Raw genomic sequence first — 22,669 nt, forward strand, 5'->3', positions numbered from 1 at the left:
AGGCACCGACCTGTCGGTCCACTCCGCCGAAGATCTGCAGCGCGTTGCCCTGGAGCTGAACGAACGCCCCAGAGCAACGCTAGGCTACAGACCGCCGTTGGAAAAAATCGCAGAGCTGGTCGGCGCATCCACCACTAGAAACCGCCTGGAGTGACCGAACGGCACATTCGGTCTCGAAAAGGAGGGCGTCCCGCGAAAGGGGGGGTCGGAAGGGACGGGGACGGGCGTCAGCGTTCGTAGTCGGTCGGACGCCCGAGGATGGGGCCGTCCCAGCGGTTGTTCTCCTCCGCTTCGACCGATGCGGCGCGGCGGCGTTCCTGGGCGTCGAGCTGGGCGGTGGTTTTGTTCCAGACAGCCTTGAGCCAATGGAACGTCAGGGCGACGACGAGTATCCATCCGAGGACGAGGCCGATTCCGGGGCCGCTGCCGACGGAGTCGGCGGGCAGGGTCTGACGAGACCAGATGGACAGCATGCCGAAGACCGATGCCACTCCGGATCCGGCCAGTGCGATCCAGGCGAGGGCCCAGATTCGAGTGACGAGTGCGAGGACTGACATGACCACGGCGAACACGAGCACGAGCCAGACGTAGATCCGCGAGGGCAGTGCGATGGCGTCGGCGACGGCGGCGTCGTTTCCGGACAGTACGTCGAATCCGTTGACGGCGCCGGTGTGGGGCAGGGCCAGCGACAGCAACAGAAGCATCACCAGCGAGGCGACGACGACGGCGAGCACACCCGGGTCGATCTCCGAGTCGATCTGCTTTTCGGCTCGGTCGTAGTCCGGGGCCCGGTAGTCGTCGGTTGCGTGCTCGGGGGTCTTGTCGGCGTCGGTCATAGTGCGCATCCTGTCGTGGCGGGCAGCGGGGCGGGGGCGCCGATGGACGGCAACCCCAATCCGACGCCGATGGGTGCCGTCTTCGGCACGGTTCCTCGTTCGTAGGCATCGCCCGCGGCGGTCCGGCGGTGCGATGCGACGCCTGCGTCGGCGATGAGGTGATAGGGCGCGGCTGCGGTGATGGTGGTCGTCACCACGTCGCCCGGGCGGATTGCGGCGAGCTGTTCGGCTTCGCCGCTGAAGTGCACCAACCGTCCGTCCCGTGCCCGGCCGCTCTTGCGGTGGGTGGCTGCGTTCTTGCGGCCTTCACCGGTCGCGACCAGGATCTCCACGCCGGTGCCGATCAGCGCACGGTTCTCGCCGAGGACGATCTCCTCCTGCAGTGCGATCAGGCGGTTGTATCGCTCCTGCACCACTTCTTTGGGAATCTGCCCGTCCATGTCCGCGGCCGGTGTGCCCGGCCTCTTGGAGTACTGGAAGGTGTAGGCGTTGGCGAACTTCGCCCGGCGCATGACCTCGAGTGTCTGTTCGAAGTCCTCTTCGGTCTCGCCCGGAAATCCGACGATGATGTCGGTGGTGATCGCGGCGTGAGGCATCGCTGCACGCACCTTGTCGATGATTCCCAGGAACTTGCTCTGGCGGTAGGACCGGCGCATCGACTTGAGGATCCGGTCGGATCCGGACTGCAGCGGCATGTGCAGTGTGGGGCAGATATTGGACGTCGACGCCATCGCCTCGATGACGTCGTCCGTGAACTCGGCCGGATGAGGTGATGTGAACCGGACACGCTCCAGCCCGTCGATGGCTCCGCAGGCTTTCAGCAGAGCGGCGAACGCTCCGCGATCACGGGCCAGAGCCGGATCGGCGAACGACGCGCCGTACGCGTTGACGTTCTGACCGAGCAGTGTGACTTCGAGGACGCCCTGGTCGACGAGAGCCTGGACTTCGGCGAGAATGTCCCCCGGCCGTCGATCGATTTCCTTGCCACGCAGCGCGGGCACGATGCAGAAAGTGCAGGTGTTGTTGCAGCCCACGGAGATCGAGACCCATCCCGCGTACGGGGATTCACGCTTCGCCGGAAGGGTCGACGGGAACGCCTCGAGCGATTCCAGAATCTCGACCTGGGCTTCGTCGTTGTGTCGTGCGCGTTCGAGGAGGACGGGGAGGGATCCGATGTTGTGGGTGCCGAACACCACGTCCACCCAGGGAGCTTTCTTGACGACCGTGTCGCGATCCTTCTGAGCGAGGCATCCGCCGACGGCGATCTGCATCCGAGGGTTGCGCCCCTTGGCGGGCCGAAGCATTCCCAGGTTGCCGTAGAGCTTGTTGTCCGCGTTCTCGCGAACTGCGCACGTGTTGAAGACCACCAGGTCTGCGTCGGTCCCCGAGTCGGCCGGCACGTAGCCCGCCTCTTCGAGGAGTCCGGCGAGTCGCTCCGAGTCGTGCACGTTCATCTGGCAACCGTGCGTTCGTACCTCGTAGCTCCGAGCCTCGGACCGTGTAGCTTCTTCGTTCAACATCGACACACACCAGACTAACAGCGCCGTACCTCGTGCTCTGCGACGCCGGCGCGCATCGGGCCATGTCACACGTCACTCGGCACCTGGGGCGATACCGACCATCAGTAAAGTTTCCATTACATAATCCGAATCAGCGGGTGAAAACCGGTGAAGACGAGCAAACTACGAATAGGGTTCTGCTCTATGACGCACGCCACCGACGCGCCGGCTTCCGGTGCTCTTGCCGATCGACCCCCCATGATCTCTCTGAAATCGGTAGACAAGCATTTCGGTGATCTGCACGTTCTCAAGAACATCGATCTCGAGGTTCCCGCCGGACAGGTCGTCATCGTTCTCGGACCGTCCGGTTCCGGAAAGTCGACCCTGTGCCGAACGATCAACCGCCTAGAGCCCATCGACTCGGGGACCATCGAGGTCGACGGGTCCGTACTTCCCGCCGAGGGGAAGGCTCTTGCTGCCCTGCGCGCCGACGTGGGAATGGTGTTCCAGTCCTTCAATCTGTTCGCGCACAAGACGATTCTCGAGAACGTCATGCTCGCCCCGCAGAAGGTCCGCAAGCTCAAGAAGGACGAGGTACGCAAGTCCGCTCAGGCGCTTCTCGAGCGTGTCGGAATTGCCAATCAGGCCGACAAGTATCCCGCTCAACTCTCGGGCGGACAGCAGCAGCGTGTGGCCATTGCACGGTCGCTCGCAATGAACCCCAAGGTGATGCTGTTCGACGAGCCGACCTCCGCGCTCGACCCCGAGATGGTCAACGAGGTTCTCGACGTGATGACGTCCCTGGCCAAGGAAGGCATGACGATGCTCGTCGTCACGCACGAGATGGGCTTCGCCCGCAAAGCAGGTGACCGCGTCATCTTCATGGCCGACGGCGCCGTCGTCGAGGACACCGATCCCGAGACGTTCTTCACCGCCCCCGAATCCGAACGTGCCAAGGACTTCCTCGGCAAAATCCTCGGCCACTGACTTCATTCGAAACACCGACTCCGCTCGAAAACATCTTGACTCGAAACGCTCTCTCTGCTGGAACATTTCGCAGTACCAACCTCTGGAGGAACACAGTCGTGAAAATCAATCGCACACTCCGCGTCGCAGCAGGAATCGCAGCGCTCGCTGTCGTGGCCACCGCATGTGGCGGCAACGAAGAGCGCAGTGTGTCGTCGAGCGCGGAGGACGGCAACCTCATCGTCGGCATCAAGTACGACCAGCCGGGTCTCGGCCTGCGCAACCCCGACGGCACTTTCAGCGGCTTCGACGTCGAGGTCGCCAAGTACGTTGCCGGTCAGCTCGGTGTGTCCGAGGAGAACATCGAGTTCAAGGAAGCCCCGTCCGCTCAGCGCGAGACGCTGATCCAGAACGGCGAGGTCGACTACGTCGTCGCCACGTATTCGATCACCGATACTCGCAAGGAGAAGGTCGGTTTCGCCGGACCGTACTTCGTTGCAGGACAGTCACTGCTCGTCACGGACGCCAACACCGACATCACCGGTCCGGCATCGCTCGAGGGAAAGCGTCTGTGCTCGGTGTCCGGATCCACCCCCGCACAGAACATCGCCGACGAGTACCCCGGCGTTCAGCTGCAGAACTACGACACCTACTCCGCGTGCGTCGAGGGTCTGCGCAACGGTGCGATCGATGCCGTCACCACCGACGACATCATCCTCGCCGGTTACGCCGCCCAGTACCCGGGTGAGTTGAAGGTCGTCGGCGAGCCGTTCACGACGGAGAACTACGGCATCGGCTTGGCCAAGGACGACACCGAAGGCCGTAATCAGATCAACGACGCCATCGAAGAGATGATCTCGAGCGGCGCATGGGAGCAGGCGTTCAACGACACCGTCGGTGCGTCGGGGTACACGCTTCCGGCCGCGCCCACCGTCGACCGCTACTGACGCACCACCTACCTGCGGGGGCATCCGATCGTTCGGGTGCACCCGCAGGTGAGTCCGCTCCAGCCGATTGGACACCCCTGCCTTGAACCTATTGAGCAAGTACGGCGATCAACTCGTCGACGCGTTCATCATGACGATCAAACTGACGGTTCTGTCCGCGATCGGCGCCTTGATCCTCGGCACGATCATCGCCGCGATGCGCGTGTCTCCGATTCCTATCGCGCGTGCCATCGCGACCGGTTACGTCACGGTCTTCCGCAACACTCCTTTGACGCTGATCATCCTGTTCACGTCGTTCGGTCTGTACCAGACCATGGGCGTCGCCCTGGCTCCGCAGGATTCGCCGACGTTTCTCGTGGACAACAACTTCCGCCTGGCTGTGCTCGGTTTGAGCATCTACACTGCGTCGTTCGTCGCGGAGTCGCTCCGGTCCGGTATCAACACCGTCCCGGTCGGACAAGCCGAAGCCGGCCGTTCCCTCGGCATGACCTTCACCCAGAACATCACGATCATCGTGCTACCCCAGGCATTTCGTGCGGTGATCGGCCCGCTGGGCAGCGTGTTGATCGCGTTGACCAAGAACACCACCATCGCGTCGGTCATCGGTGTCGCAGAGGCGTCGTTGTTGATGAAGACGATGATCGAGAACGAGGCCGCAATCTTCGTCGTCGGTGGAATCTTCGCCCTCGGGTTCGTCGTCCTGACGCTCCCGACCGGACTGCTGTTCGGCTACCTCAGCAAGCGATTGGCGGTGAAGTGATGAGTGACGCCGTAGCCGTTCTCTACGATGTTCCCGGCCCCAAGGCCAAACTCCGGTACCGAATTCTGTCCGGTGTCGTCCTACTGGTCTCGCTGGGCATCGCCTACTTGATCTATCTCGCGCTTGATTCCAAAGGTCAGCTCACCGCGGACAAGTGGGACCCGTTCCTCGAATCCACCACGTGGACGACCTACCTGTTACCGGGCATCCAAGGGACGCTCGTAGCCGCAGCGCTGTCGATCGTGTTGGCGCTGATTCTCGGTGCGGTTCTCGGCATCGGGCGGCTCTCCGATCACCGCTCGGTACGCGTGATCAGCGGCGTCATCGTCGAGTTGTTCCGCGCCGTTCCCGTGCTGATCCTGATGATCTTTCTGTATGCGGTCTACGCCGAGTACGAAGTCTTCAAGGTCAAGTACCTGGCACTGGCCGCCGTGGTCACGGGCCTGACCCTCTACAACGGATCCGTCATCGCGGAAATCGTTCGTGCAGGCGTCAACTCGCTGCCGAAGGGTCAAACCGAAGCGGCGTCCGCCCTCGGCATGCGCAAGGGCCAGGTCATGAGTTTGATTCTGCTGCCGCAGGCCGTCACCGCGATGCTGCCCGCGATCATCTCCCAGATGGTCGTGGCATTGAAGGACTCGGCTCTCGGCTACCTGATCGGATACGTCGAGGTCGTCCGTGCCGGCCAGCAGGTCGGTGCGTTCTACGGCAACTACCTACCGTCGCTGATCATCGTCGCGATCATCATGATCGTCATCAACTCCTTGCTGACGAAGCTCGCGACCGTGGTCGAGGGTCGGATGCGACAGAAGAAGCGTAAGACCGGCGGTACCGTCGTACCGGCGGCCGACTTCGGCGGAGGACCCGCAGGCGCCGCCTGACCTCGCGTCGATCGGATACAAGACGAGGCCCGCAACACCATCGGTGTTGCGGGCCTCGTGTGTTCGACGGGACGCGCTGGTCACGGGTGGACGATCACCCGAGATCATCACCGTCGAAGTCTTCGGTTTCGGCTCCCAGACGGTCGAGCTGTTCCTTCACGACCGCAAATGCCATTCCCTGCGAGTAGCCGCGACGCGCAAGCATTCCAACGAGTCTGCGCACCACCTTGTCTCGCTCGGACCGCGCATCGGGACTCCCCGGCTCCGGGAGAGACATGGTCCGACACTTCTTCCGTACCAGTTCACTGGCGCGCTCGCGCTCGTCTTCGACATCGATCTGATCGAGTGCGATGCGAGCGAGGTCGTCGCTGACGCCCTTGGTGCGCAGTTCCCGACTCAGGACGTGTTTGCCTTTGCCGGAATACGTGTGCCGGGAATGCACCCACTGCTCCGCGAACGCTGCATCGTCGACCAATTTTGCTGTGGTCAGCCTGTCCAGCACTGCCGTTGCGACAGCGGGGGTGAATCCCTTCTTCGCCAAACGCGTTTCGAGTTCATGTCTGCTGCGTGCTCGGTCGGTCAGCAGCCGAAGGCAGACATCCTGCGCCTGCGCTTCGGTGCCACCACCTTCGCCTGAATCCACCGACAACTACCCAGACTTAGAACTCGACGGGCGCGGCTTCGTCGGTGGCCGTGACGTCGGCCCCGATCTGCAGCTTCTCCATGATCTTCTTCTCGATTTCGTCGCGGATGTCCGGGTTCTCGAGCATGAACTTACGAGCATTTTCCTTGCCCTGCCCGAGCTGATCGCCGTCGTAGGTGAACCAGGAGCCCGACTTGCGAATGAACCCGTGCTCGACGCCCATGTCGATGAGCGAGCCTTCACGGCTGATGCCCTTGCCGTACAGAATGTCGAACTCTGCCTGCTTGAACGGAGGCGCAACCTTGTTCTTCACGATCTTCACACGTGTGCGGTTGCCGACTGCGTCGGTGCCGTCCTTCAACGTCTCGATACGGCGAACATCGAGGCGAACGGACGAGTAGAACTTGAGTGCCTTACCGCCGGTGGTTGTCTCCGGGGAACCGAACATGACGCCGATCTTCTCGCGCAACTGGTTGATGAAGATGGCCGTGGTGCCGGAATTGCTGAGCGCACCGGTCATCTTTCGCAGCGCCTGGCTCATGAGGCGAGCCTGGAGACCGACGTGACTGTCTCCCATTTCGCCTTCGATCTCGGCGCGCGGCACGAGCGCAGCGACCGAGTCGATGACCAGAATGTCGAGCGCACCCGAGCGGATCAGCATGTCCGCGATTTCGAGCGCCTGCTCACCGGTGTCCGGCTGCGAGACCAACAGTGCGTCGGTGTCGACGCCCAGTTTCTGTGCGTAGTCCGGGTCCAGCGCGTGCTCGGCGTCGATGAACGCGGCGATACCGCCGTTGCGCTGCGCGTTGGCAACTGCGTGCAGTGCAACGGTGGTCTTACCCGAGGACTCCGGGCCGTAGATCTCGACGACTCGGCCACGCGGCAGTCCACCGATACCGAGCGCTACGTCCAGGGCGATCGACCCGGTGGGAATGACGGCGATCGGCTGACGAACCTCGTCACCGAGCCGCATCACCGATCCCTTGCCGAAGTTCTTGTCGATCTGCGCTAGTGCGAGATCGAGCGCTTTGTCGCGATCGTATGCAGGCATCGTGATCTCCTTGAGTGGTCTGTATCCGTGTGGTCTGTATCGGTGCGGTCTGTCAGCGTGGTTCGTAGTTCAGCGTGTTGTCGGTAACCGTAGAGCCACCCACCGACAGGTTCGATCCAGCCGCACTCGACGAGCCCAACCGAATGACACCCAGCATAGGCGAACACGTGTTCGATTGCGTCATCCGACACGCGGAAAGGCCGAGAATTGTCACCAGCGACTACGCGGCACGTCGAACTCCTTGCACAAAGCGCGCCAGACCTCACGCGGATCGACCCCGGCCTCTATCGCCTCGGCGCCGGTGAGCCCGTCGATTCCGGTGATGACGTGATCGACCAGGATCGAGTCACCCCGAATCTGGCCGAACTCCTCGACGAGCAGTTCACGGAATTCAGTCAATCGCACCGCACAACCGTACCGAAACCGTGTCAGGCGAGAGCAGCGCGGCACACCTCGACCGCATCGTCGACGTCGTGCGCGCCTGCCGCAGCGTCAGCAGCAGCGCGGGCGTAGGACGGGCCCTCCAACACTGCCCGCACGGCGGATCCGATCGACTCCGGGGTCGGCGGACGAACCACGATGGCGCTTCCCTGACGCTCGGCGCGGTTGGCCAGCTCCCATTGATCCCCGCCGCCCGGGACCGCGACCACCGGAACACCGTGGATCAGAGCCTTCGACAGGAGACCGTGCCCACTACCGCACACCACGACGTCGGCTGCGCGCAACAGCGCGTCCTGACGCCCGAGACCAGCTACGGCCCACGTCGGCAACGACGACGGAGGGTCGTCGAGTATCGACGCCACCACGCGAGTACCGCTGCCCTGCATTCCTTCCAACGTCATCTCGAGCATTCCCACCGCTCCGGTGAACGCCGTCGACGGCGCCACCATCACGACCGGACCGTCGCCGGGCGGAGGTTCGAGAACCTCGTTGGTCGGCTCCCAGTGCAAAGGGCCCACGACATGCGCCTCCGACGGCCAATCCGGCCTCGGGACTTCGAGAGCGGGGATCGTGGCGATCAGTCTGGCCTTCGGCCCCGGATCCTCCGCGGGAAGTCCGATACCGACCCGAGCCGCACTGCGCTGCGCTCGGCCTTGTGCGATCGACCGTCCGGTCGCGGCGCGCATCATCCGATCGCGAAGCCTACCGCGGAATCCGACGCCACACGCGAGACCACTTCCGATGGGCGGCAACCCTTTCGACGGCGAGTACAGCGGGTGAGGTGAGAGCTCCACCCAGGGAACACCGAGTTTCTCGGCCGCCATACCGCCTCCGGCAGTCAGTATGTCGGAGACGACGAGATCGGCCGATACAGACCGAAGATCCGGAAGAAACTCCGTCGCGACGAATGCGGCGCGCGAGTGAATTCGCTGGCCCGCGTCCATGTCGTCGTCCTCGGGCCGCGGAGCGAGACCCTCGAGCAACCGGGTGTCCACTCCGGCTGCCCGCGCACCGTCGATCCACCTGGAACCGGTGAACAACACCGGCTCGTCCCCCGCCTCGACGAACTTCAGGCACAGAGCTATCGCAGGAAAAGCATGGCCTGGGTCGGGGCCTGCCACTACCGCTACGCGCACGGGTTCAGCGTGCCACAGATGTTCACCGACGCGTGTGCAGGAACTTCTCGAGCGCTCGCTCCGCGGAGTCCACGGCTCGCGCCCGATCGACGTCCACCAGCCCGATCCTCGTGCGTCGGTCGAGGAGATCGCCCACGGACCGAGCACCCTCGTACTGCACCGAGAAGGCCAACTCCGCCTCACAGATGTCGATCCCCTCCGCTACCGGTGCCCACCCACCAGGCATCCGGTCCGCGAGCGCTCGAACGAGCATGGCGTCGGCACCGAACCGCCGGACCACGGACACCGGGGCGTCGATGGCATCGAGGGTCTGCTGCGTCGCGGCCCCCACGAGCGGAATCGATGCCGTGCGCGAAGGTCCGAGCGTCTCACCGAGAGCCGTCGCCACCACGTCGACGGCCTGCTCGGCCATCAACCGGTACGTCGTCAGCTTGCCGCCGACCACACCGACGGGTCCGGCACCGTCGTCGAGCACGGCGTGCCGACGGGACAGGTCGGCCGAAGCGCCGTCACCCGAGGCCAGCAGCGGACGCAGCCCGGCGAAGGATCCGATGACGTCGGCGCGCGTCGGCGCCGGGTCGACGACGGTGCCGAGAACTGCGAGCAGGAAGTCCACCTCCGTGTCCGAGGCGACGGGGACATCCGGTACCGGGCCCGAGGTCGCCTCGTCGGTCAATCCGACGTACACGCGGCCGAGCGGCGCTGGAAGTGCGAACACGAAGCGGTTGCGCTCACCGGGTATCGGGATGGTGAGCGAACAGTTCAGCCCGCCGAACGTCGAATCGTCGAAGACCAGGTGCGTCCCGCGGCTGGGACGCAGGGTGATTCGGGAGTCGATCTCACCAGCCCACACCCCTGCGGAGTTGACGACGATCCGCGCCCTGATGCGAGTACTCTCTCCGGACTCGGTATCGGTGATCCGAGCCGACGTTCGGTCCACGTCGGATGCGCCGAGTCCGGTCAGGACGGAGGCCCCGTACGACGCGGCTGTACGCGCAACGGCCACGACGAGTCGGGCGTCGTCGACCAACTGCCCGTCCCAGGATCGTGCGCCGCCGCGCAGTCCGCGACGCCGAACAGTGGGCGCGGCGTCGACCACGCTGCCTGCTCCGATCAGATCTGCGCGAGGCAGCAACGCCGCGGGCGTCCCGGCGGCCGCTCTGAGTGCATCTCCTGCGGCCTGCCCAGCCCTGATCACGACGGCATCGACCCGAGAGACCGACTCGTGCAACGGAATGATCGTCGGGAGGCGCCGAACCAGATGCGGCGCTGTACGGGTCATCAGGATCCCGCGCTCCACCGCACTCTCGTGGGCGATCCCGACGTGGCCCGACGCTAGATACCGCAGGCCGCCGTGGACCAGTTTGGAACTCCACCGGCTCGTCCCGAACGCCAGATCGTGCTTCTCGACGAGAGCAACGCTCAGCCCGCGCGACGCCGCGTCGAGCGCAACGCCTGCACCGGTGACGCCGCCACCCACGACCAGAACATCGACAACGTCACCGTCCCAGAGCTTTTCGAGATCGCGTTCACGTCGAGCGCCGTTCAGCGCCGAACTGCCGGAGGGGGCCGAACTGCTGGAAGGGGCCGAACTGCCGGAGGGTCTCACGGACCAGCCGGGCTGAGGTACGCGTCGACGGCGTAGGAGACTTCCGCGATCAACTCGTCACCGGGAATGCGCTGCGCGACCATGTTCGCCGATTGAACTGCGGACTGGACCATGAGAAGAACGACGGTCGCCAGATGAATCGTGTTTCCTGGGCGGATCGACGAGTCCCGTTGCCCTGCAGCCACGACGGGTGCGAGCGCGTCGATGATCAGCGACTGACTGGTGCCGAGCCGGTGGAGGATGTAGGTGGACAGGATGTCCGAGTCGGACTCGATGATCTTGACGAACAGCGGATGTGAACGCACCTTGTCCGCCACATCGCGTGCGGCGGAGGACACCTGTGGTCGGACAGGAGCGTCGAGATCGAACGACGGCATGACCGAACCGATCTCACGCGTCAGCAACGACGACACGACGGCCCGTGTGTCCGCCCAGCGCCGGTAGACCGTCGGCCGGCTGACCCCGGCACGTCGAGCGATCTCGGCGAGAGTGGTGCGCCGGACACCGTGTTCGAGGATGCAGGAACGCGCCGCGTCGAGCACCTGATCTTCGACGGAGGACGAATCCTTCACGGCAGACGAGCCTGCAACGGACTGGTCACTCACTGTCGGCACCTCGCTCGGTGGCCTCGAGAACTGAAAACCGAGACCGGGTTACAAATATGCAAGCTGTGTAACACTATAGATCATGCAGGAACATCCCCCGGTGGAGCTGCCCGGCGCGTCGCCCTCGACGATGGTCTGGGATGCGTGGGGAACCGCTGAGAACAAGCGCGTTCTGCCGTCCGAGGTTCGAGACCTGCTGCAGTCCGCGCTGGGCATCTCCCCCGCACCGGATCGGCCCGAGCGGGAGGTTGCTCCGGTGCGGCTGACTCGGTCGCGCCTGACCGACGACCGACGCCGCGGTTTCGAGGACATCGTCGGTGCCGCATACATTTCCACCGACGACGATGTTCGACTTCGGTATCTCGGCGGCAAGAGCACGACCGATCTGCTGGCCCGGCGCCGCGGCGGGGTGCAGCACGCCCCGGACGCAGTCCTCTTCCCCGCGGATACGCAGCAGGTGGAATCCCTCCTCCGGTACTGCAGCGACTTCGCGATCGCCGTCGTTCCGTTCGGCGGTGGCACCAGCGTCGTCGGCGGAGTCGACCCGGTCCGCGAATGGTTCGACACCGTGGTCACGGTCAGCACACGTCGACTCGACGCACTGACCCATCTCGACGTCGAATCTCGCACCGCAACGTTGCTGGCGGGAGTCACCGGCCCGGAAGCCGAGGAGATGCTCGGCCGTCACGGCCTGACCCTCGGTCATTTCCCGCAGTCGTTCGCCTTCGCCAGCATCGGAGGATTCGCCGCGACGCGGTCGTCGGGCCAGTCGTCCTCGGGATACGGTCGTTTCGACGACATGGTCGAGGCGATGACCGTCGTCACCCCCGTCGGCACGACCGTCTGCGGACGAGCGCCTGCGTCGGCGGCGGGACCGGACCTGCGGCAGATCTTCCTCGGTTCCGAGGGCACTCTGGGAATCGTGACGTCGGTGACCGTACGAGTGCGGCCGATCCCTCGGTACACCGAGTATCGGTGCTGGCATTTTCCGGACTTCGCCTCCGGTCTCGAGGCACTGCGGAAGCTGTCGGTGGCACCGGGCAGACCGACGGTCGTGAGGCTGTCCGACGAAGCCGAATCCGCCATCGACGCCGCGCTGGCGGGACGGGCCGGGCAGGACGCAGAGCAGGGCGGGTGCACCGCCGTGGCGACGTTCGACTGCCCCGACGGCACAGCCGCCGCGATCGACGCTGCCGCGGCCGCAGACGTGGTGGTGATCGCCGCCGGCGGACGTGTGACGGACCCCGAGGGTGCCAGGCGATGGGAAGCGAAACGTTTCGATTCGCCCTATCTGCGTGACGCGCTGCTCGACGCGGGCGCTCTGGCCGAGACTCTCGAGACAGCGACGAGCTGGTCGAATCTGAGCGCGGTTCGCGCCCGGGTCACCACCGCTCTCGTCGAGGCGCTCACCGGGCTCGGCACTCCTCCGATCGTGATGTGTCATGTGTCGCACGTGTACGCCACCGGTGCGTCGCTGTACGTCACGGTGGTCTGCGCGGCAGCACCCGATGCGACGGCTCAGTGGACTACGGCGAAGCGTGCAGCGACGGCAGCCATCGTCGACAGTGGAGCGACCGTCACACACCATCACGCCGTGGGCCGCGACCACCGATCATGGATGCCCGACGAGATCGGACCTGTCGGGTCTGCTGTCCTTCGAGCAGTGAAGGTCGCCGTCGATCCCGCGGGAATTCTGAATCCTGGCAAACTGATTCCGTGACTGTCACGGTTCTGACGAACCCCACTGCAGGCCGTGGGCGCGGAGTCCGCGTGTCCACCGCCGTCGTTGCACGATTACGCGAGCGAGGCGTCGACGTCGTCACCATCGAGGGCAGAACTCCGGGCGAAGCACTCGATCAGGCCAAAAGAGCGGTCCGCACCGGGACCGACTGTCTCGTGGCCGTCGGGGGCGACGGACTGGTCAACCTCGCTCTGCAAGCAGTCGCCACGACCACGACCCCGCTGGCTGTCGCCCCTGCCGGGACGGGCAACGACTTCGCTCGCCTCGTCGGAGTCCCGCTGGACGACCCGGTGGCGGCGGCGGACATCGTCATCGACGATCGACGCCGATCGCTCGACCTCGGGCGGGTGGGCAACAGATGGTTCGCGACCGTCCTGTCGAGCGGATTCGACAGTCTGGTCACCGAACGCGCCAACGGGATGAAGTGGCCGTCCGGCCCGTCGAAGTACAACATCGCAATGCTGTTGGAATTGAGCCGGTTTCGGACCATCAGGTACTCGGTCGAGCTCGACGGACACTCGTCGGACATCGATGCGACGCTGGTGACGGTCGGTAACGGCCCGTCCTACGGGGGCGGTATGGCGATCTGTCCCGGCGCCGTCGCCGACGACGGACTGTTCGACGTGACCATCGTCAGAGCCTCCAGCCGCAGTCGGTTGGTCCGCCTCTCCCCCACGTTGTACAAGGGCACGCACGTCGACCTTCCCGATGTCGAGACCCACCGCGCGGCCCGGGTCCGCCTCAGCGCTCCCGGCATGGTCGCGTACGCCGACGGGGAGAGGTTCACTCCGTTGCCGGTGCAGATCGACTCGATCCCCGGAGCCGTCACCGCCCTCGTGGGAACTACAGCTTGGTCAGATCGCGCTGATCGCCCGCGGTGATCGCCTTGAACAACCAGTAGATGCCGAACACGATTGCCGCTGCCACCGCCACCCAGAACAAGCCCTTGATCACCGTGCCGAGAACGGCGAACGCGAGCCAGACCAGGACGATGATGCCGAGAACTTTCCAGAACATGTGATTCCCTTTCCTTGGTGTGCTTCCGATCCTGGCATGCCGTGGACGCGAAAACACCACTCCAGCAGGGAGTTCAGGGAAAGATAGGGGAATACCCTTAAGTCTCGGAACGCGCACCCGAGGGCGCGGAAGCCTCAGGAGTGCCGGCCTCTGATCGCTGCCAGTTCTGCGAGCGCGCTGGCCCACCCCTCGAGACGATCGGTGGCAGACAACAACTCGGCTTTGCGTAGTTCCACCGCACTGCCGGGCAGGCCGCCCGGGCTCGTCAGACGTGCGGCTGCGGCGACGAGGTCCTCGAATTGGTCGACGCCCTTGTCCAACTCGACTGCGGCCGACGAAATGGTGGGCGACAGGTGCGAGGCAGCTCGGGCGCTTCCCTCCGCCGCACGTTCCAACGACGAGATGTCCGCAGCCATGTCGCGCAGCGTACGGGCGGCGGCGTCGGCGACGTCCGTGATGTCGGATACCTCTGCCGAGTCGACGAACTCGGACCGAGTGAGAATCCCCACCAGCTCGTACAAGCTGTTCTGAGCGCCCACGAGCCTGCGCACGGGTTCGTAGGACGCGGACGACTTGGGCGGCAGCGTCGCTCTGCCAGGACGCGCTGCTGGAAGGGGCTGCGCGCGTAGACGCCGGTAACGACCGAACGCCAACACCGCCGGGACGGCGAGGACGGCCGCGCCACCTCCGCCGGCGAGCAATGTCCACTCGGGAGCCGAGGCAACGGCCAGACCCGCGGTCGACGCGGCGGACACACCGGACGCGCTACCCAACCACGTGCCCCGTCGACGAGCTCGCTTGATCCGTCGGAGATGTTTCTGCCGGGGATCGTTCCATCGACCGACCGCGTCGACGGCGGACTCGACGGACCGTCGAGCCGTGTCGGTGGCTGCACGCACCATCGACACGGACTCGGACACGGGCATGGCCGACCACTTTCGTGACCGGCCATGCTGTTCGTTCGTCACGAGCTACTGGTTCTGTGCCGGGGGCTCGGGGGTGGCGTTCGGAGCCTTCTGGATCGACGGCTTGGGCGCCGCTGCGGAATTGCCGGAAGGAAGGGAATCCCCCGCCATGGATGCGCGGATCTGCTCCAGACGGCTGTGTCCGGCCATCTGCACCGACGCCTGCTGGACCTCCATCATCCGACCGGACACGGAGTTCTGTGCAAGCTCGGCGGAACCGAGTGCATCTGCGTAGCGACGCTCGATCTTGTCGCGGACCGCATCGAGGCTGGGGGTGTTGCCCGGCGCCGACAGCGTGCTGTCCATGGAGCGCAGCGATTCGCTGACCTTCTCCTGCATCTTGGCCTGTTCGAGCTGGCTGAGAAGCTTGGTGCGCTCGGCGACCTTGGCTTGCAGCGCCATCGCGTTCTGCTCGACGGCCTTCTTGGCCTGCGACGCTGCCTGCAACGACTGATCGTGCAGGACCTTGAGGTCCTCGACGCCCTGCTCGGCCGTGACGAGCTGTGCGGCGAACGCCTCGGCGGCGTTGGTGTACTGCGTTGCCTTGTCCACGTCACCGGCTGCCGCGGCCTGATCTGCCAACGTGACAGCCTGACGGGCGTTCGCGTTCAGCTTCTCGACCTCGTCGAGCTGACGGCTCAGCTTCATCTCCAGCTGACGCTGGTTGCCGATCACCGAAGCAGCCTGCTGGGACAGCGCCTGGTGCTGCCGCTGCGCGTCCTCGATGGCCTGCTGAATCTGAACCTTGGGGTCGGCCTTCTCGTCGATCTTGGAATTGAAGAGGGCCATCATGTACTTCCAGGCCTTGACGAAAGGATTAGCCATGGGTTGATCCTGCCTCCATATCGAGCGCCGGGTTCGCGCATAGGGGGTCAGCTGAGGTGTACAGCGACCGTCGAAGAACTGCCAGTGACACGAGAATACTGGTCTGGTCGGTTTGTCGTGAGTGTCGATTCCACCCTAGCGGTACCAAGCCTCATGTCTGCCGATCAGGCAGCGGCAAGAGCACGCGCGGGCGCAGGAATGACAACGCGAGTGTCGTCGGCAATCCGAGGCGACGCGGCGTCCACGCCTGCTGCCGCATCCACCCCCACGGCAGCATCCGCATCGGCGGCACGGGCTGCAAGCGTCGATTCCGACAGCGACTCGCTGACGTCGCTCATGACGTCGGCGAGGGGGACGGCCAACGCGTCGCAGATCGCGTTGAGCAGTTCACTCGACGCTTCCTTGCGGCCGCGTTCGACCTCGGAGAGGTAACCGAGGCTCACCCGTGCGGTGTTGGAGACCTCGCGCAGGGTCCGGCTTTGCGCAACGCGAGTGCGCCGCAGACTGTCGCCGAGTGCTTCACGCAATAGCAGCGCCATCTCGCTCCTCCTCGTTCTTCGTCATCTGTGGTTCTTCGTCATCTGTGGTTCTTGTTCATCTGTACGTACGGGGCGTTCATCTTCAGCTACAACGAAGGACCGTGCTCGATTGGTTCCCGACCCTATACGGCCGTGTTCTCGATTACCCGTCGAAGCACCGACGACACACCTCTTCGGACCGTATTTCGAGCGAGGGCTTCGTCAGCCCGGCTCAGGGGGTCGGTCACGAGGTGACGCCTCGCCTGAGCCTGATTGCCTGGACGATGTAATCGAGGCCCGTGTACACGGTGAGCACGACGGCGGCGCCCATCAGTGTCACCGACACGAAGCGCACGTCATCCGGGAGAGGGAACAGATAGAACCCGATCGCGAAGCTCTGCACCAGGGTCTTGATCTTGCCTCCCCGCCCCGCCGGTATCACGCCGTGACGGATCACGATGAACCGGACGAGCGTGATCCCGATTTCGCGGGCCGCGATCACGATGGTCACCCACCAGGGCAGGTCTCCCAGAATCGAGAGGCCGACGAGGGCCGCGCCGATGAGGGCCTTGTCCGCGATGGGATCAGCCATCTTGCCGAAATCGGTCACCAGTCCGTACTTGCGCGCCAGCTGGCCGTCGATTCGATCGGTGATGGCAGCCACGGCGAACACGACGGTTGCCGCGATTCGCCACGTCGTGTCGTGACCGTCGCCGGCGAACAGCACGACGAGGAACACGGGGACGAGCGCGATGCGGAGAACAGTGAGGACGTTGGCGATGTTGAGGATCGGGACGACCTCGGTACTGCCGGTCGCAGAATTGCCGTGCGGCAACTGCGGCGTCGGTGGTACGCGTTCGGTCATGCCGTACCGATCCGTCGAAGTGCGTGCTGTCGAAGTGCGTGCTGTCGGAGTACGTGTCGGCACAGGTGTCCCGGTAGTGCGACGGCGAGTTCGGAGACGGACACACCAGAAGAATATCTGCTCACCTGTTGGCTACTGTTCACCACATGACTTCTGCGCCGAACCGGGCGAGTCGAGACGATCTCGACACCTCCTCGGACCCAGCCTCGAACACCGCACAGTCTTCCCACGGAGGCGACGATCTGGTGATTCGACGAGCACGGACGTCCGACATCCCGGAGGTCAAACGACTGATCGACATCTACGCGGGCAAGATTCTCCTCGAGAAGAACCTGGTGACCCTGTACGAGGCGGTCCAGGAATTCTGGGTCGCGGAACGCGCGGGCACGGTCATCGGCTGCGGCGCGTTGCACGTGTTGTGGGCCGATCTCGGCGAAGTACGCACAGTCGCGGTCGACCCGTCGGCCAAGGGACACGGTGCGGGCCACCTGATCGTCGACAAGCTCGTGCAGGTCGCCCGCGAACTGTCGTTGCAGCGTCTGTTCGTCCTGACCTTCGAGATCGACTTCTTCGCCCGGCACGGGTTCGTCGAGATCGACGGCACGCCGGTCACCGCGGAGGTGTACGCCGAGATGTGCAGGTCCTACGACACCGGTGTCGCGGAGTTCCTCGACCTCAGCTATGTGAAGCCCAACACACTAGGCAACACCAGGATGCTGCTGTCTCTCTGACAGGATTTCATCGTCCCGCAGTTCGAAGACGAAGGAATCTCACATGGCACTGTTCGCCGTCCACTACACCTATTCGCCCAGCACCACCGACGGCCGCGACACCCACCGCGCGACGCATCGTGCGTGGCTCGCCGATCTGCTCGAGCAGAACGTGCTGGTGTCGTCCGGTCCGTACGTCGACGGTAGCGGCGCGCTCATCATCGTGGAGGGAACCGACACCGCGTCGGTGGCCACGCTGTTCGAGCAGGATCCGTTCGCCGTGGAGAACCTCGTGGAGACGTCCACGATCGTCGAGTGGAAGCCGGTCATGGGCGCCCTGTCCTGACACTGCGTCAGGACCCGCACGCTCCGCGTGCTCGGCACCCGGTGACGCGCCGTCAGTCCTCTGCCGGTGCGTCGTCCGGGTCGCCGCCCCTGATCGACCACAGCAAGCCGTCGAGCTCGTCGGGCTTGATCAACACCTCGCGGGCCTTGGAGCCTTCGCTCGGCCCGACGACGCCACGATTCTCCATGAGGTCCATCAACCGTCCCGCTTTGGCGAATCCGACGCGGAGCTTGCGCTGCAGCATCGATGTCGACCCGAACTGGCTGGTGACCACCAGCTCGACTGCCTGCAGCAACACGTCGAGATCGTCGCCGATATCCGGGTCGACGTCCTTCTTGTCCGACGCCTTGGCCGCGGTGACCGTCTCGTTGTACTCGGGCTCCGCCTGGTTCTTGGCGAAGTCGACGACGGCCGAGATCTCCTCGTCGGTGATGAACGCTCCCTGCAGCCGGGTCGGCTTGCCGGCACCCATGGGCAGGAACAACGCGTCGCCCATGCCGATGAGCTTTTCCGCACCCGCCTGATCGAGGATGACCCGCGAGTCGGTCAACGACGACGTCGCGAACGCCAGACGTGACGGCACGTTGGTCTTGATCAGACCCGTCACGACGTCCACCGACGGCCTCTGCGTGGCCAGCACCAGGTGGATGCCGGCAGCACGCGCCTTCTGGGTGATGCGGACGATCGCGTCCTCCACATCGCGGGGCGCCGTCATCATCAGGTCGGCCAGTTCGTCGACGATCGCGAGGATGTACGGGTACGGGCGGTACACCCGCTCGCTTCCCAGCGGTGCGGTGATCTCGCCCGAACGCACCTTCTTGTTGAAGTCGTCGACGTGGCGCACCTTGTTGACCTGCATGTCCTGGTAGCGCTGTTCCATTTCCTCGACCAACCACGCCAAGGCTGCCGCGGCCTTCTTGGGTTGCGTGATGATCGGGGTGATGAGGTGCGGAATGCCCTCGTACGGCGTCAACTCGACCATCTTCGGGTCGATCAGAATCATCCGAACCTCGTCGGGCGTGGCTCGCGCCAGCAACGACACGAGCATCGAGTTCACGAAGCTCGACTTACCGGAACCCGTCGAACCCGCGACCAACAGGTGCGGCATCTTCGCCAGGTTCGCGCTGACGAAATCGCCTTCAATGTCCTTGCCGAGGCCGATCACCAGAGGATGGTGGTCCTTGCGGGTCGACGGAGCGGTGAGCACGTCGGCGAGTCGCACCATCTCGCGGTCGGAGTTGGGCACCTCGATACCGACGGCGGACTTGCCGGGGATCGGGGCGAGGAGTCGGACGTTGTCCGTCGCGACTGCGTACGCGATGTTGCGGTGAAGGGCCGTGATCTTCTCGACCTTGACGCCCGGTCCCAGCTCGACTTCGTAGCGCGTCACCGTCGGACCGCGAGTGAATCCGGTGACGGCTGCGTCGATCTTGAACTGTTCGAGGACCTCGGAGATGGCCTCGATCATCGCGTCGTTCGCTTGACTGCGGGTCTTCGGCGGATCGCCGTCGATCAGCAGTGACAGCGACGGCAGCGTGTAATCGCCGTCGACGACGCGGTCGACGACGATCTTGTCCTCGTCCGCGGCGGGCTTCGGCTCGGCCGCCTTGACGATGGGCTTGGGCCGGGGCCGCGGTGGCGTCGGCGCCGTCGGTGGCTCGAGCGGAAGTTCGGGTTCCGACGCGACCGGTTCGATCACCTCGGTCGGCAGTTGCTCTGCGGCGGGCTTGCGGGCGCGGGATTTCTTGACCGGGATGTACTCCTCGGTCGGGTAGTTGCCGTAGGGGTCTCCACCGAGATGCCCGGCAGCGTTGTCCACGGGGTAGCCGTCGGCGTCGAAGGCCGCCGCGTCGTAGTCCCCGTATCGAGCGTCGCCGTAGTCGTTGTCGCCGAACTCCGAACCGTAGTCGGCCGGGTCGTAGTCGCCGTACTCGTCACCGCGGCTGTCGGTCCCGAACAGCGACCGGAGGCGATCCGGAACGTCCCGCACGGTTGTCCCGGTCAGAAGCAGCACGCCGAACAGACCGGCCAACAGCAGCAATGGCACGGCCAGCCACACGGTCAGACCGTCGGCGATCGGTCCACCTGCGACGTACCCGACGAATCCTGCCCCCGACGCGCGACCCTCGGCGTCCGTCGGCGACCCCGCCGCCATGTGCCAGAGACCGAGGATCGGGAGAACCAGCAGGATCGAGCCCAGGACCAGTCGCGGACGGATGTCCGGATTCGGTTCGGTCCGCATGAGCAGTACGGCCACGCCGACACCGAGAACCGGCACGATGTATCCGGCGTCACCGACGATCGCTCGGACAGCTATCTCGATCCACTCGCCTACCGGGCCGCCGGCCGAGAACCAGACTGCCGCGGCAACGACGACGCTGACGGCGATCAAGCCGAGAGCAAGTCCGTCACGGCGATGACCGTGCTCGATGTCCTTGGCCTTGCTGACCGTACGGGTGGTGGCCCCTACCCCCCGGGCAGCCATCGACCACCCGGACGACATACCGCGCCCGACGGCGGACATCACTCCAGCCGACTTCTTCTTGGGCGGCCGCCTCGATCCCGATCCGCGCGGCGGCGCATTCCGTGGCGCTGCGTTTCTCGGCGCCGCCTTGCGGGGCGCTGTCGGCTTTTTCGGCGTGGTCACCGTGCGTGCGGTTCGCCCTCCGGACGGCTTGCGTGATCCCCCCGAAGCACGCGATGTCGACGAACCTCCGGCGCTGCCGGCGTTCGAACTCCGTGTGCTGGTCTTTCCTGCCATGGCCCCTAGGTTAGTCGCAAGGGCCCCTTCGAAACCATCCGCAACACGAGTAACAGCCCGTCAGAAACTTCGATCCAAGCCTTCGACGGCCTCGACGGACGACGCGTTTCCGGTCCTGTCGAGGTGAACCTCGCTTCGCCCGAACGCGTGAAGCAGCAGCTCCGACGGCCGACCCACCAGCACGACCTGTTCTCCCCCGCCTCGTTTCACCGTGACCGAGCGTCCGTCGAGGGTCTCGAGCACCACGCCTACCGGCGACCGCCGATACGCGAGGCGTCCCACGACCGTCGCGAGCCTCCACAGACGATTCTGGAGATCGGCGGACAGCAACCTGGGCGACCATCCGGACTGGGCGCGCCGGACATCCTCGTGGTGAACGAACATCTCACCGACGTTGACCAGGGGGTCCAGGATCTTGAACGGCGACCACACCGGTGGCCCGGCCGCGATCTCCGCCACGAGTTCGGAGAACGGCCGGCGTGCCACCTCGTTCTGAACCTTCTGCGTGTAGGAGTCGAACAGCGGCAGGAGTATCCCGGGCGCCGCATCCAACCTCCGCTCGCGGACGACGAGATGGGCCGCGAGATCCCGCGTCGTCCAGTCGCCGCACAGCGTCGGCGCGGACTCACCCGCTGCCGTCAAACTCAGTACCAGTTCTGCGCGTTCGTGCTGTGCAAGGGTCACATCGATCCACCGTACGTGCCCGCTGCCCTGCGCGGCCGTCACGGACCGTAATCTCGGATCGGTGCCGATCTCCGAAATTCTCGTCATTCTCGTTGCCGGCTTCGGCGCAGGTGCCATCAACGCCGTGGTGGGATCGGGGACGCTGATCACGTTTCCGACTCTGGTCGCTTTCGGTTACCCGCCCGTCGTGGCCACGATGTCGAACGCAATCGGGCTGGTCGCAGGGAGCGTATCGGGTACCTGGGGCTATCGACGGGAGCTCGCGGGTCAGTGGTCGCGGATGCGATGGCAGATGCCTGCGTCGTTCTTCGGTGCGCTCGGTGGCGCGTGGCTGCTGCTTCACCTGCCCCCGTCGGTGTTCAGCGCTGTCGTTCCGGTTCTGCTGATCGGCGCACTCGTCCTGGTGGTGGCGCAGCCGAGCATCCAGGGGTGGGCCAGACGGCGTTCCGAGGCGGCGGGAGTCGCGGTGGACCACGTCAGCCGAACGAAGCTGACCCTGCTCACCATCGGGACGTTCGTGGTGGGAATCTACGGCGGCTACTTCACCGCAGCGCAGGGCATCCTCCTGATCGGCGTCATGGGAGTCCTTCTACCGGACTCGATGCAGCGCATGAATGCCGCCAAGAACTTGCTGTCGCTCATCGTGAACGTCGTCGCCGCGGTCACCTACACCATCGTGGCGTTCGACGACATCAGTTGGGCCGCGGCAGGATTGATTGCAGCTGGATCTCTCGTGGGCGGATCCGTCGGCGCACGCTACGGCCGGAAGTTGTCCCCGTGGGCGCTGCGGATCACCATCGTCGTGATCGGCCTCATCGGCCTGTGGCGGTTGCTGGCCTGACGCGTCCACGCGTCAGACCAGC

Annotated in this window: 24 protein-coding genes; 9 read left to right on the top strand and 15 right to left on the bottom strand. The window is 64.9% G+C overall.

Annotated elements, in window-relative coordinates; all coding sequences use genetic code 11:
• Positions 1-227: 227 nt before the first annotated feature.
• Both CH292_RS23860 and miaB read right to left on the bottom strand, forming a co-directional pair.
• Entirely contained in the window at positions 228-836 is a 609-nt protein-coding gene (locus CH292_RS23860) for a hypothetical protein (RefSeq protein WP_094655889.1), read from the bottom strand.
• Positions 833-2,356, bottom strand: a complete 1,524-nt coding sequence (gene miaB, locus CH292_RS23865; protein ID WP_027498549.1) for a tRNA (N6-isopentenyl adenosine(37)-C2)-methylthiotransferase MiaB — start codon at positions 2,354-2,356, stop codon at positions 833-835. Before miaB ends, CH292_RS23860 begins: the two co-directional genes overlap by 4 nt.
• Before the next feature lie 237 nt (positions 2,357-2,593).
• Between miaB and CH292_RS23870 the strand changes: the two genes are divergently transcribed.
• From CH292_RS23870 to CH292_RS23885, 4 genes are all read left to right on the top strand, one after another.
• Complete coding sequence (locus CH292_RS23870; RefSeq protein WP_170947588.1) at positions 2,594-3,322, top strand: amino acid ABC transporter ATP-binding protein; 729 nt, start codon at positions 2,594-2,596, stop codon at positions 3,320-3,322.
• A gap of 98 nt (positions 3,323-3,420) precedes the next feature.
• A complete protein-coding gene (locus tag CH292_RS23875; RefSeq protein WP_019664106.1) occupies positions 3,421-4,248 on the top strand; it encodes a glutamate ABC transporter substrate-binding protein in 828 nt (275 codons plus the stop codon).
• Positions 4,249-4,330: 82 nt separating this feature from the next.
• The gene (locus CH292_RS23880; protein WP_026347608.1) at positions 4,331-5,008 is read left to right on the top strand and encodes an amino acid ABC transporter permease; all 678 of its coding nucleotides are present in this window, start codon (positions 4,331-4,333) and stop codon (positions 5,006-5,008) included.
• Positions 5,008-5,889: an amino acid ABC transporter permease gene (locus tag CH292_RS23885; protein ID WP_019664108.1), complete on the top strand. Its 882-nt coding sequence runs from the start codon at positions 5,008-5,010 to the stop codon at positions 5,887-5,889. Before CH292_RS23880 ends, CH292_RS23885 begins: the two co-directional genes overlap by 1 nt.
• Positions 5,890-5,983: 94 nt before the next feature.
• Here CH292_RS23885 and CH292_RS23890 read toward each other — a convergent pair whose 3' ends face one another.
• The 6 genes from CH292_RS23890 to CH292_RS23915 all read right to left on the bottom strand — a co-directional run bounded on the left by CH292_RS23890 (position 5,984) and on the right by CH292_RS23915 (position 11,374).
• Complete coding sequence (locus CH292_RS23890) at positions 5,984-6,532, bottom strand: regulatory protein RecX (protein ID WP_019664109.1); 549 nt, start codon at positions 6,530-6,532, stop codon at positions 5,984-5,986.
• 16 nt (positions 6,533-6,548) lie between these two features.
• Entirely contained in the window at positions 6,549-7,583 is a 1,035-nt protein-coding gene (gene recA, locus CH292_RS23895; protein ID WP_019664110.1) for a recombinase RecA, read from the bottom strand.
• A gap of 210 nt (positions 7,584-7,793) precedes the next feature.
• Positions 7,794-7,988 (bottom strand): DUF3046 domain-containing protein, encoded by a 195-nt coding sequence (locus CH292_RS23900; RefSeq protein WP_019664112.1) that lies wholly within the window; start codon positions 7,986-7,988, stop codon positions 7,794-7,796.
• A gap of 23 nt (positions 7,989-8,011) precedes the next feature.
• Complete coding sequence (locus CH292_RS23905; protein WP_027498550.1) at positions 8,012-9,160, bottom strand: glycosyltransferase; 1,149 nt, start codon at positions 9,158-9,160, stop codon at positions 8,012-8,014.
• A gap of 22 nt (positions 9,161-9,182) precedes the next feature.
• A complete protein-coding gene (locus CH292_RS23910) occupies positions 9,183-10,769 on the bottom strand; it encodes a glycerol-3-phosphate dehydrogenase/oxidase (RefSeq protein WP_037162968.1) in 1,587 nt (528 codons plus the stop codon).
• Positions 10,766-11,374, bottom strand: a complete 609-nt coding sequence (locus tag CH292_RS23915) for a TetR/AcrR family transcriptional regulator (RefSeq protein ID WP_020110215.1) — start codon at positions 11,372-11,374, stop codon at positions 10,766-10,768. Before CH292_RS23915 ends, CH292_RS23910 begins: the two co-directional genes overlap by 4 nt.
• A 130-nt stretch (positions 11,375-11,504) precedes the next feature.
• Between CH292_RS23915 and CH292_RS23920 the strand changes: the two genes are divergently transcribed.
• A complete protein-coding gene (locus CH292_RS23920; RefSeq protein WP_094655890.1) occupies positions 11,505-13,094 on the top strand; it encodes an FAD-binding oxidoreductase in 1,590 nt (529 codons plus the stop codon).
• Positions 13,091-13,996, top strand: coding sequence for a diacylglycerol kinase (locus tag CH292_RS23925; protein WP_170949236.1), 906 nt, complete (start codon positions 13,091-13,093; stop codon positions 13,994-13,996). Before CH292_RS23920 ends, CH292_RS23925 begins: the two co-directional genes overlap by 4 nt.
• Here the strand turns inward: CH292_RS23925 and CH292_RS29000 are convergent.
• The 5 genes from CH292_RS29000 to pgsA all read right to left on the bottom strand — a co-directional run bounded on the left by CH292_RS29000 (position 13,959) and on the right by pgsA (position 17,305).
• On the bottom strand, positions 13,959-14,132 hold the full coding sequence (locus CH292_RS29000) for a hypothetical protein (RefSeq protein ID WP_179278063.1): 174 nt from the start codon (positions 14,130-14,132) through the stop codon (positions 13,959-13,961). The two genes, CH292_RS23925 and CH292_RS29000, sit on opposite strands and share 38 nt — an antisense overlap.
• Positions 14,133-14,266: 134 nt before the next feature.
• Positions 14,267-15,058 (bottom strand): hypothetical protein, encoded by a 792-nt coding sequence (locus CH292_RS23930; protein ID WP_052059972.1) that lies wholly within the window; start codon positions 15,056-15,058, stop codon positions 14,267-14,269.
• A gap of 45 nt (positions 15,059-15,103) precedes the next feature.
• Entirely contained in the window at positions 15,104-15,922 is an 819-nt protein-coding gene (locus CH292_RS23935; protein WP_019664120.1) for a PspA/IM30 family protein, read from the bottom strand.
• A gap of 164 nt (positions 15,923-16,086) precedes the next feature.
• Positions 16,087-16,461, bottom strand: coding sequence for a helix-turn-helix domain-containing protein (locus tag CH292_RS23940; protein WP_019664121.1), 375 nt, complete (start codon positions 16,459-16,461; stop codon positions 16,087-16,089).
• 223 nt (positions 16,462-16,684) lie between these two features.
• Positions 16,685-17,305 (bottom strand): CDP-diacylglycerol--glycerol-3-phosphate 3-phosphatidyltransferase, encoded by a 621-nt coding sequence (pgsA, locus tag CH292_RS23945; protein ID WP_019664122.1) that lies wholly within the window; start codon positions 17,303-17,305, stop codon positions 16,685-16,687.
• Between the two features lie 146 nt (positions 17,306-17,451).
• Between pgsA and CH292_RS23950 the strand changes: the two genes are divergently transcribed.
• Entirely contained in the window at positions 17,452-18,036 is a 585-nt protein-coding gene (locus CH292_RS23950; RefSeq protein ID WP_020110219.1) for an amino-acid N-acetyltransferase, read from the top strand.
• A 43-nt stretch (positions 18,037-18,079) separates the two neighbouring features.
• The gene (locus CH292_RS23955; protein ID WP_019664124.1) at positions 18,080-18,361 is read left to right on the top strand and encodes a YciI family protein; all 282 of its coding nucleotides are present in this window, start codon (positions 18,080-18,082) and stop codon (positions 18,359-18,361) included.
• A gap of 52 nt (positions 18,362-18,413) precedes the next feature.
• On the opposite strand, the gene CH292_RS23960 is transcribed toward CH292_RS23955, so the two are convergent.
• A complete protein-coding gene (locus tag CH292_RS23960; RefSeq protein WP_179278064.1) occupies positions 18,414-21,122 on the bottom strand; it encodes a DNA translocase FtsK in 2,709 nt (902 codons plus the stop codon).
• A gap of 60 nt (positions 21,123-21,182) precedes the next feature.
• A complete protein-coding gene (locus tag CH292_RS23970; protein WP_026347613.1) occupies positions 21,183-21,806 on the bottom strand; it encodes a TIGR03085 family metal-binding protein in 624 nt (207 codons plus the stop codon).
• 61 nt (positions 21,807-21,867) lie between these two features.
• Between CH292_RS23970 and CH292_RS23975 the strand changes: the two genes are divergently transcribed.
• Positions 21,868-22,647 (top strand): sulfite exporter TauE/SafE family protein, encoded by a 780-nt coding sequence (locus CH292_RS23975; RefSeq protein WP_094655892.1) that lies wholly within the window; start codon positions 21,868-21,870, stop codon positions 22,645-22,647.
• Positions 22,648-22,669 lie beyond the last annotated feature (22 nt).

The sequence above is a fragment of the Rhodococcus sp. 14-2470-1a genome, assembly GCF_002259425.1.
Classification (GTDB): domain Bacteria; phylum Actinomycetota; class Actinomycetes; order Mycobacteriales; family Mycobacteriaceae; genus Rhodococcoides; species Rhodococcoides fascians_E.

What these genes read in the sequence shown, in the direction of transcription:
- CH292_RS23950 (WP_020110219.1), top strand. Translation starts at nt 17,452, where the DNA reads ATGACTTCTGCGCCGAACCGGGCGAGTCGAGACGATCTCGACACCTCC.
- CH292_RS23885 (WP_019664108.1), top strand. Translation starts at nt 5,008, where the DNA reads ATGAGTGACGCCGTAGCCGTTCTCTACGATGTTCCCGGCCCCAAGGCC.
- miaB (WP_027498549.1), bottom strand. Translation starts at nt 2,356, where the DNA reads ATGTTGAACGAAGAAGCTACACGGTCCGAGGCTCGGAGCTACGAGGTA.
- CH292_RS23930 (WP_052059972.1), bottom strand. Translation starts at nt 15,058, where the DNA reads ATGCCCGTGTCCGAGTCCGTGTCGATGGTGCGTGCAGCCACCGACACG.
- CH292_RS23940 (WP_019664121.1), bottom strand. Translation starts at nt 16,461, where the DNA reads ATGGCGCTGCTATTGCGTGAAGCACTCGGCGACAGTCTGCGGCGCACT.
- CH292_RS29000 (WP_179278063.1), bottom strand. Translation starts at nt 14,132, where the DNA reads ATGTTCTGGAAAGTTCTCGGCATCATCGTCCTGGTCTGGCTCGCGTTC.
- pgsA (WP_019664122.1), bottom strand. Translation starts at nt 17,305, where the DNA reads ATGACCGAACGCGTACCACCGACGCCGCAGTTGCCGCACGGCAATTCT.
- CH292_RS23860 (WP_094655889.1), bottom strand. Translation starts at nt 836, where the DNA reads ATGACCGACGCCGACAAGACCCCCGAGCACGCAACCGACGACTACCGG.
- CH292_RS23955 (WP_019664124.1), top strand. Translation starts at nt 18,080, where the DNA reads ATGGCACTGTTCGCCGTCCACTACACCTATTCGCCCAGCACCACCGAC.
- CH292_RS23920 (WP_094655890.1), top strand. Translation starts at nt 11,505, where the DNA reads ATGGTCTGGGATGCGTGGGGAACCGCTGAGAACAAGCGCGTTCTGCCG.
- recA (WP_019664110.1), bottom strand. Translation starts at nt 7,583, where the DNA reads ATGCCTGCATACGATCGCGACAAAGCGCTCGATCTCGCACTAGCGCAG.
- CH292_RS23870 (WP_170947588.1), top strand. Translation starts at nt 2,594, where the DNA reads ATGATCTCTCTGAAATCGGTAGACAAGCATTTCGGTGATCTGCACGTT.
- CH292_RS23935 (WP_019664120.1), bottom strand. Translation starts at nt 15,922, where the DNA reads ATGGCTAATCCTTTCGTCAAGGCCTGGAAGTACATGATGGCCCTCTTC.
- CH292_RS23960 (WP_179278064.1), bottom strand. Translation starts at nt 21,122, where the DNA reads ATGGCAGGAAAGACCAGCACACGGAGTTCGAACGCCGGCAGCGCCGGA.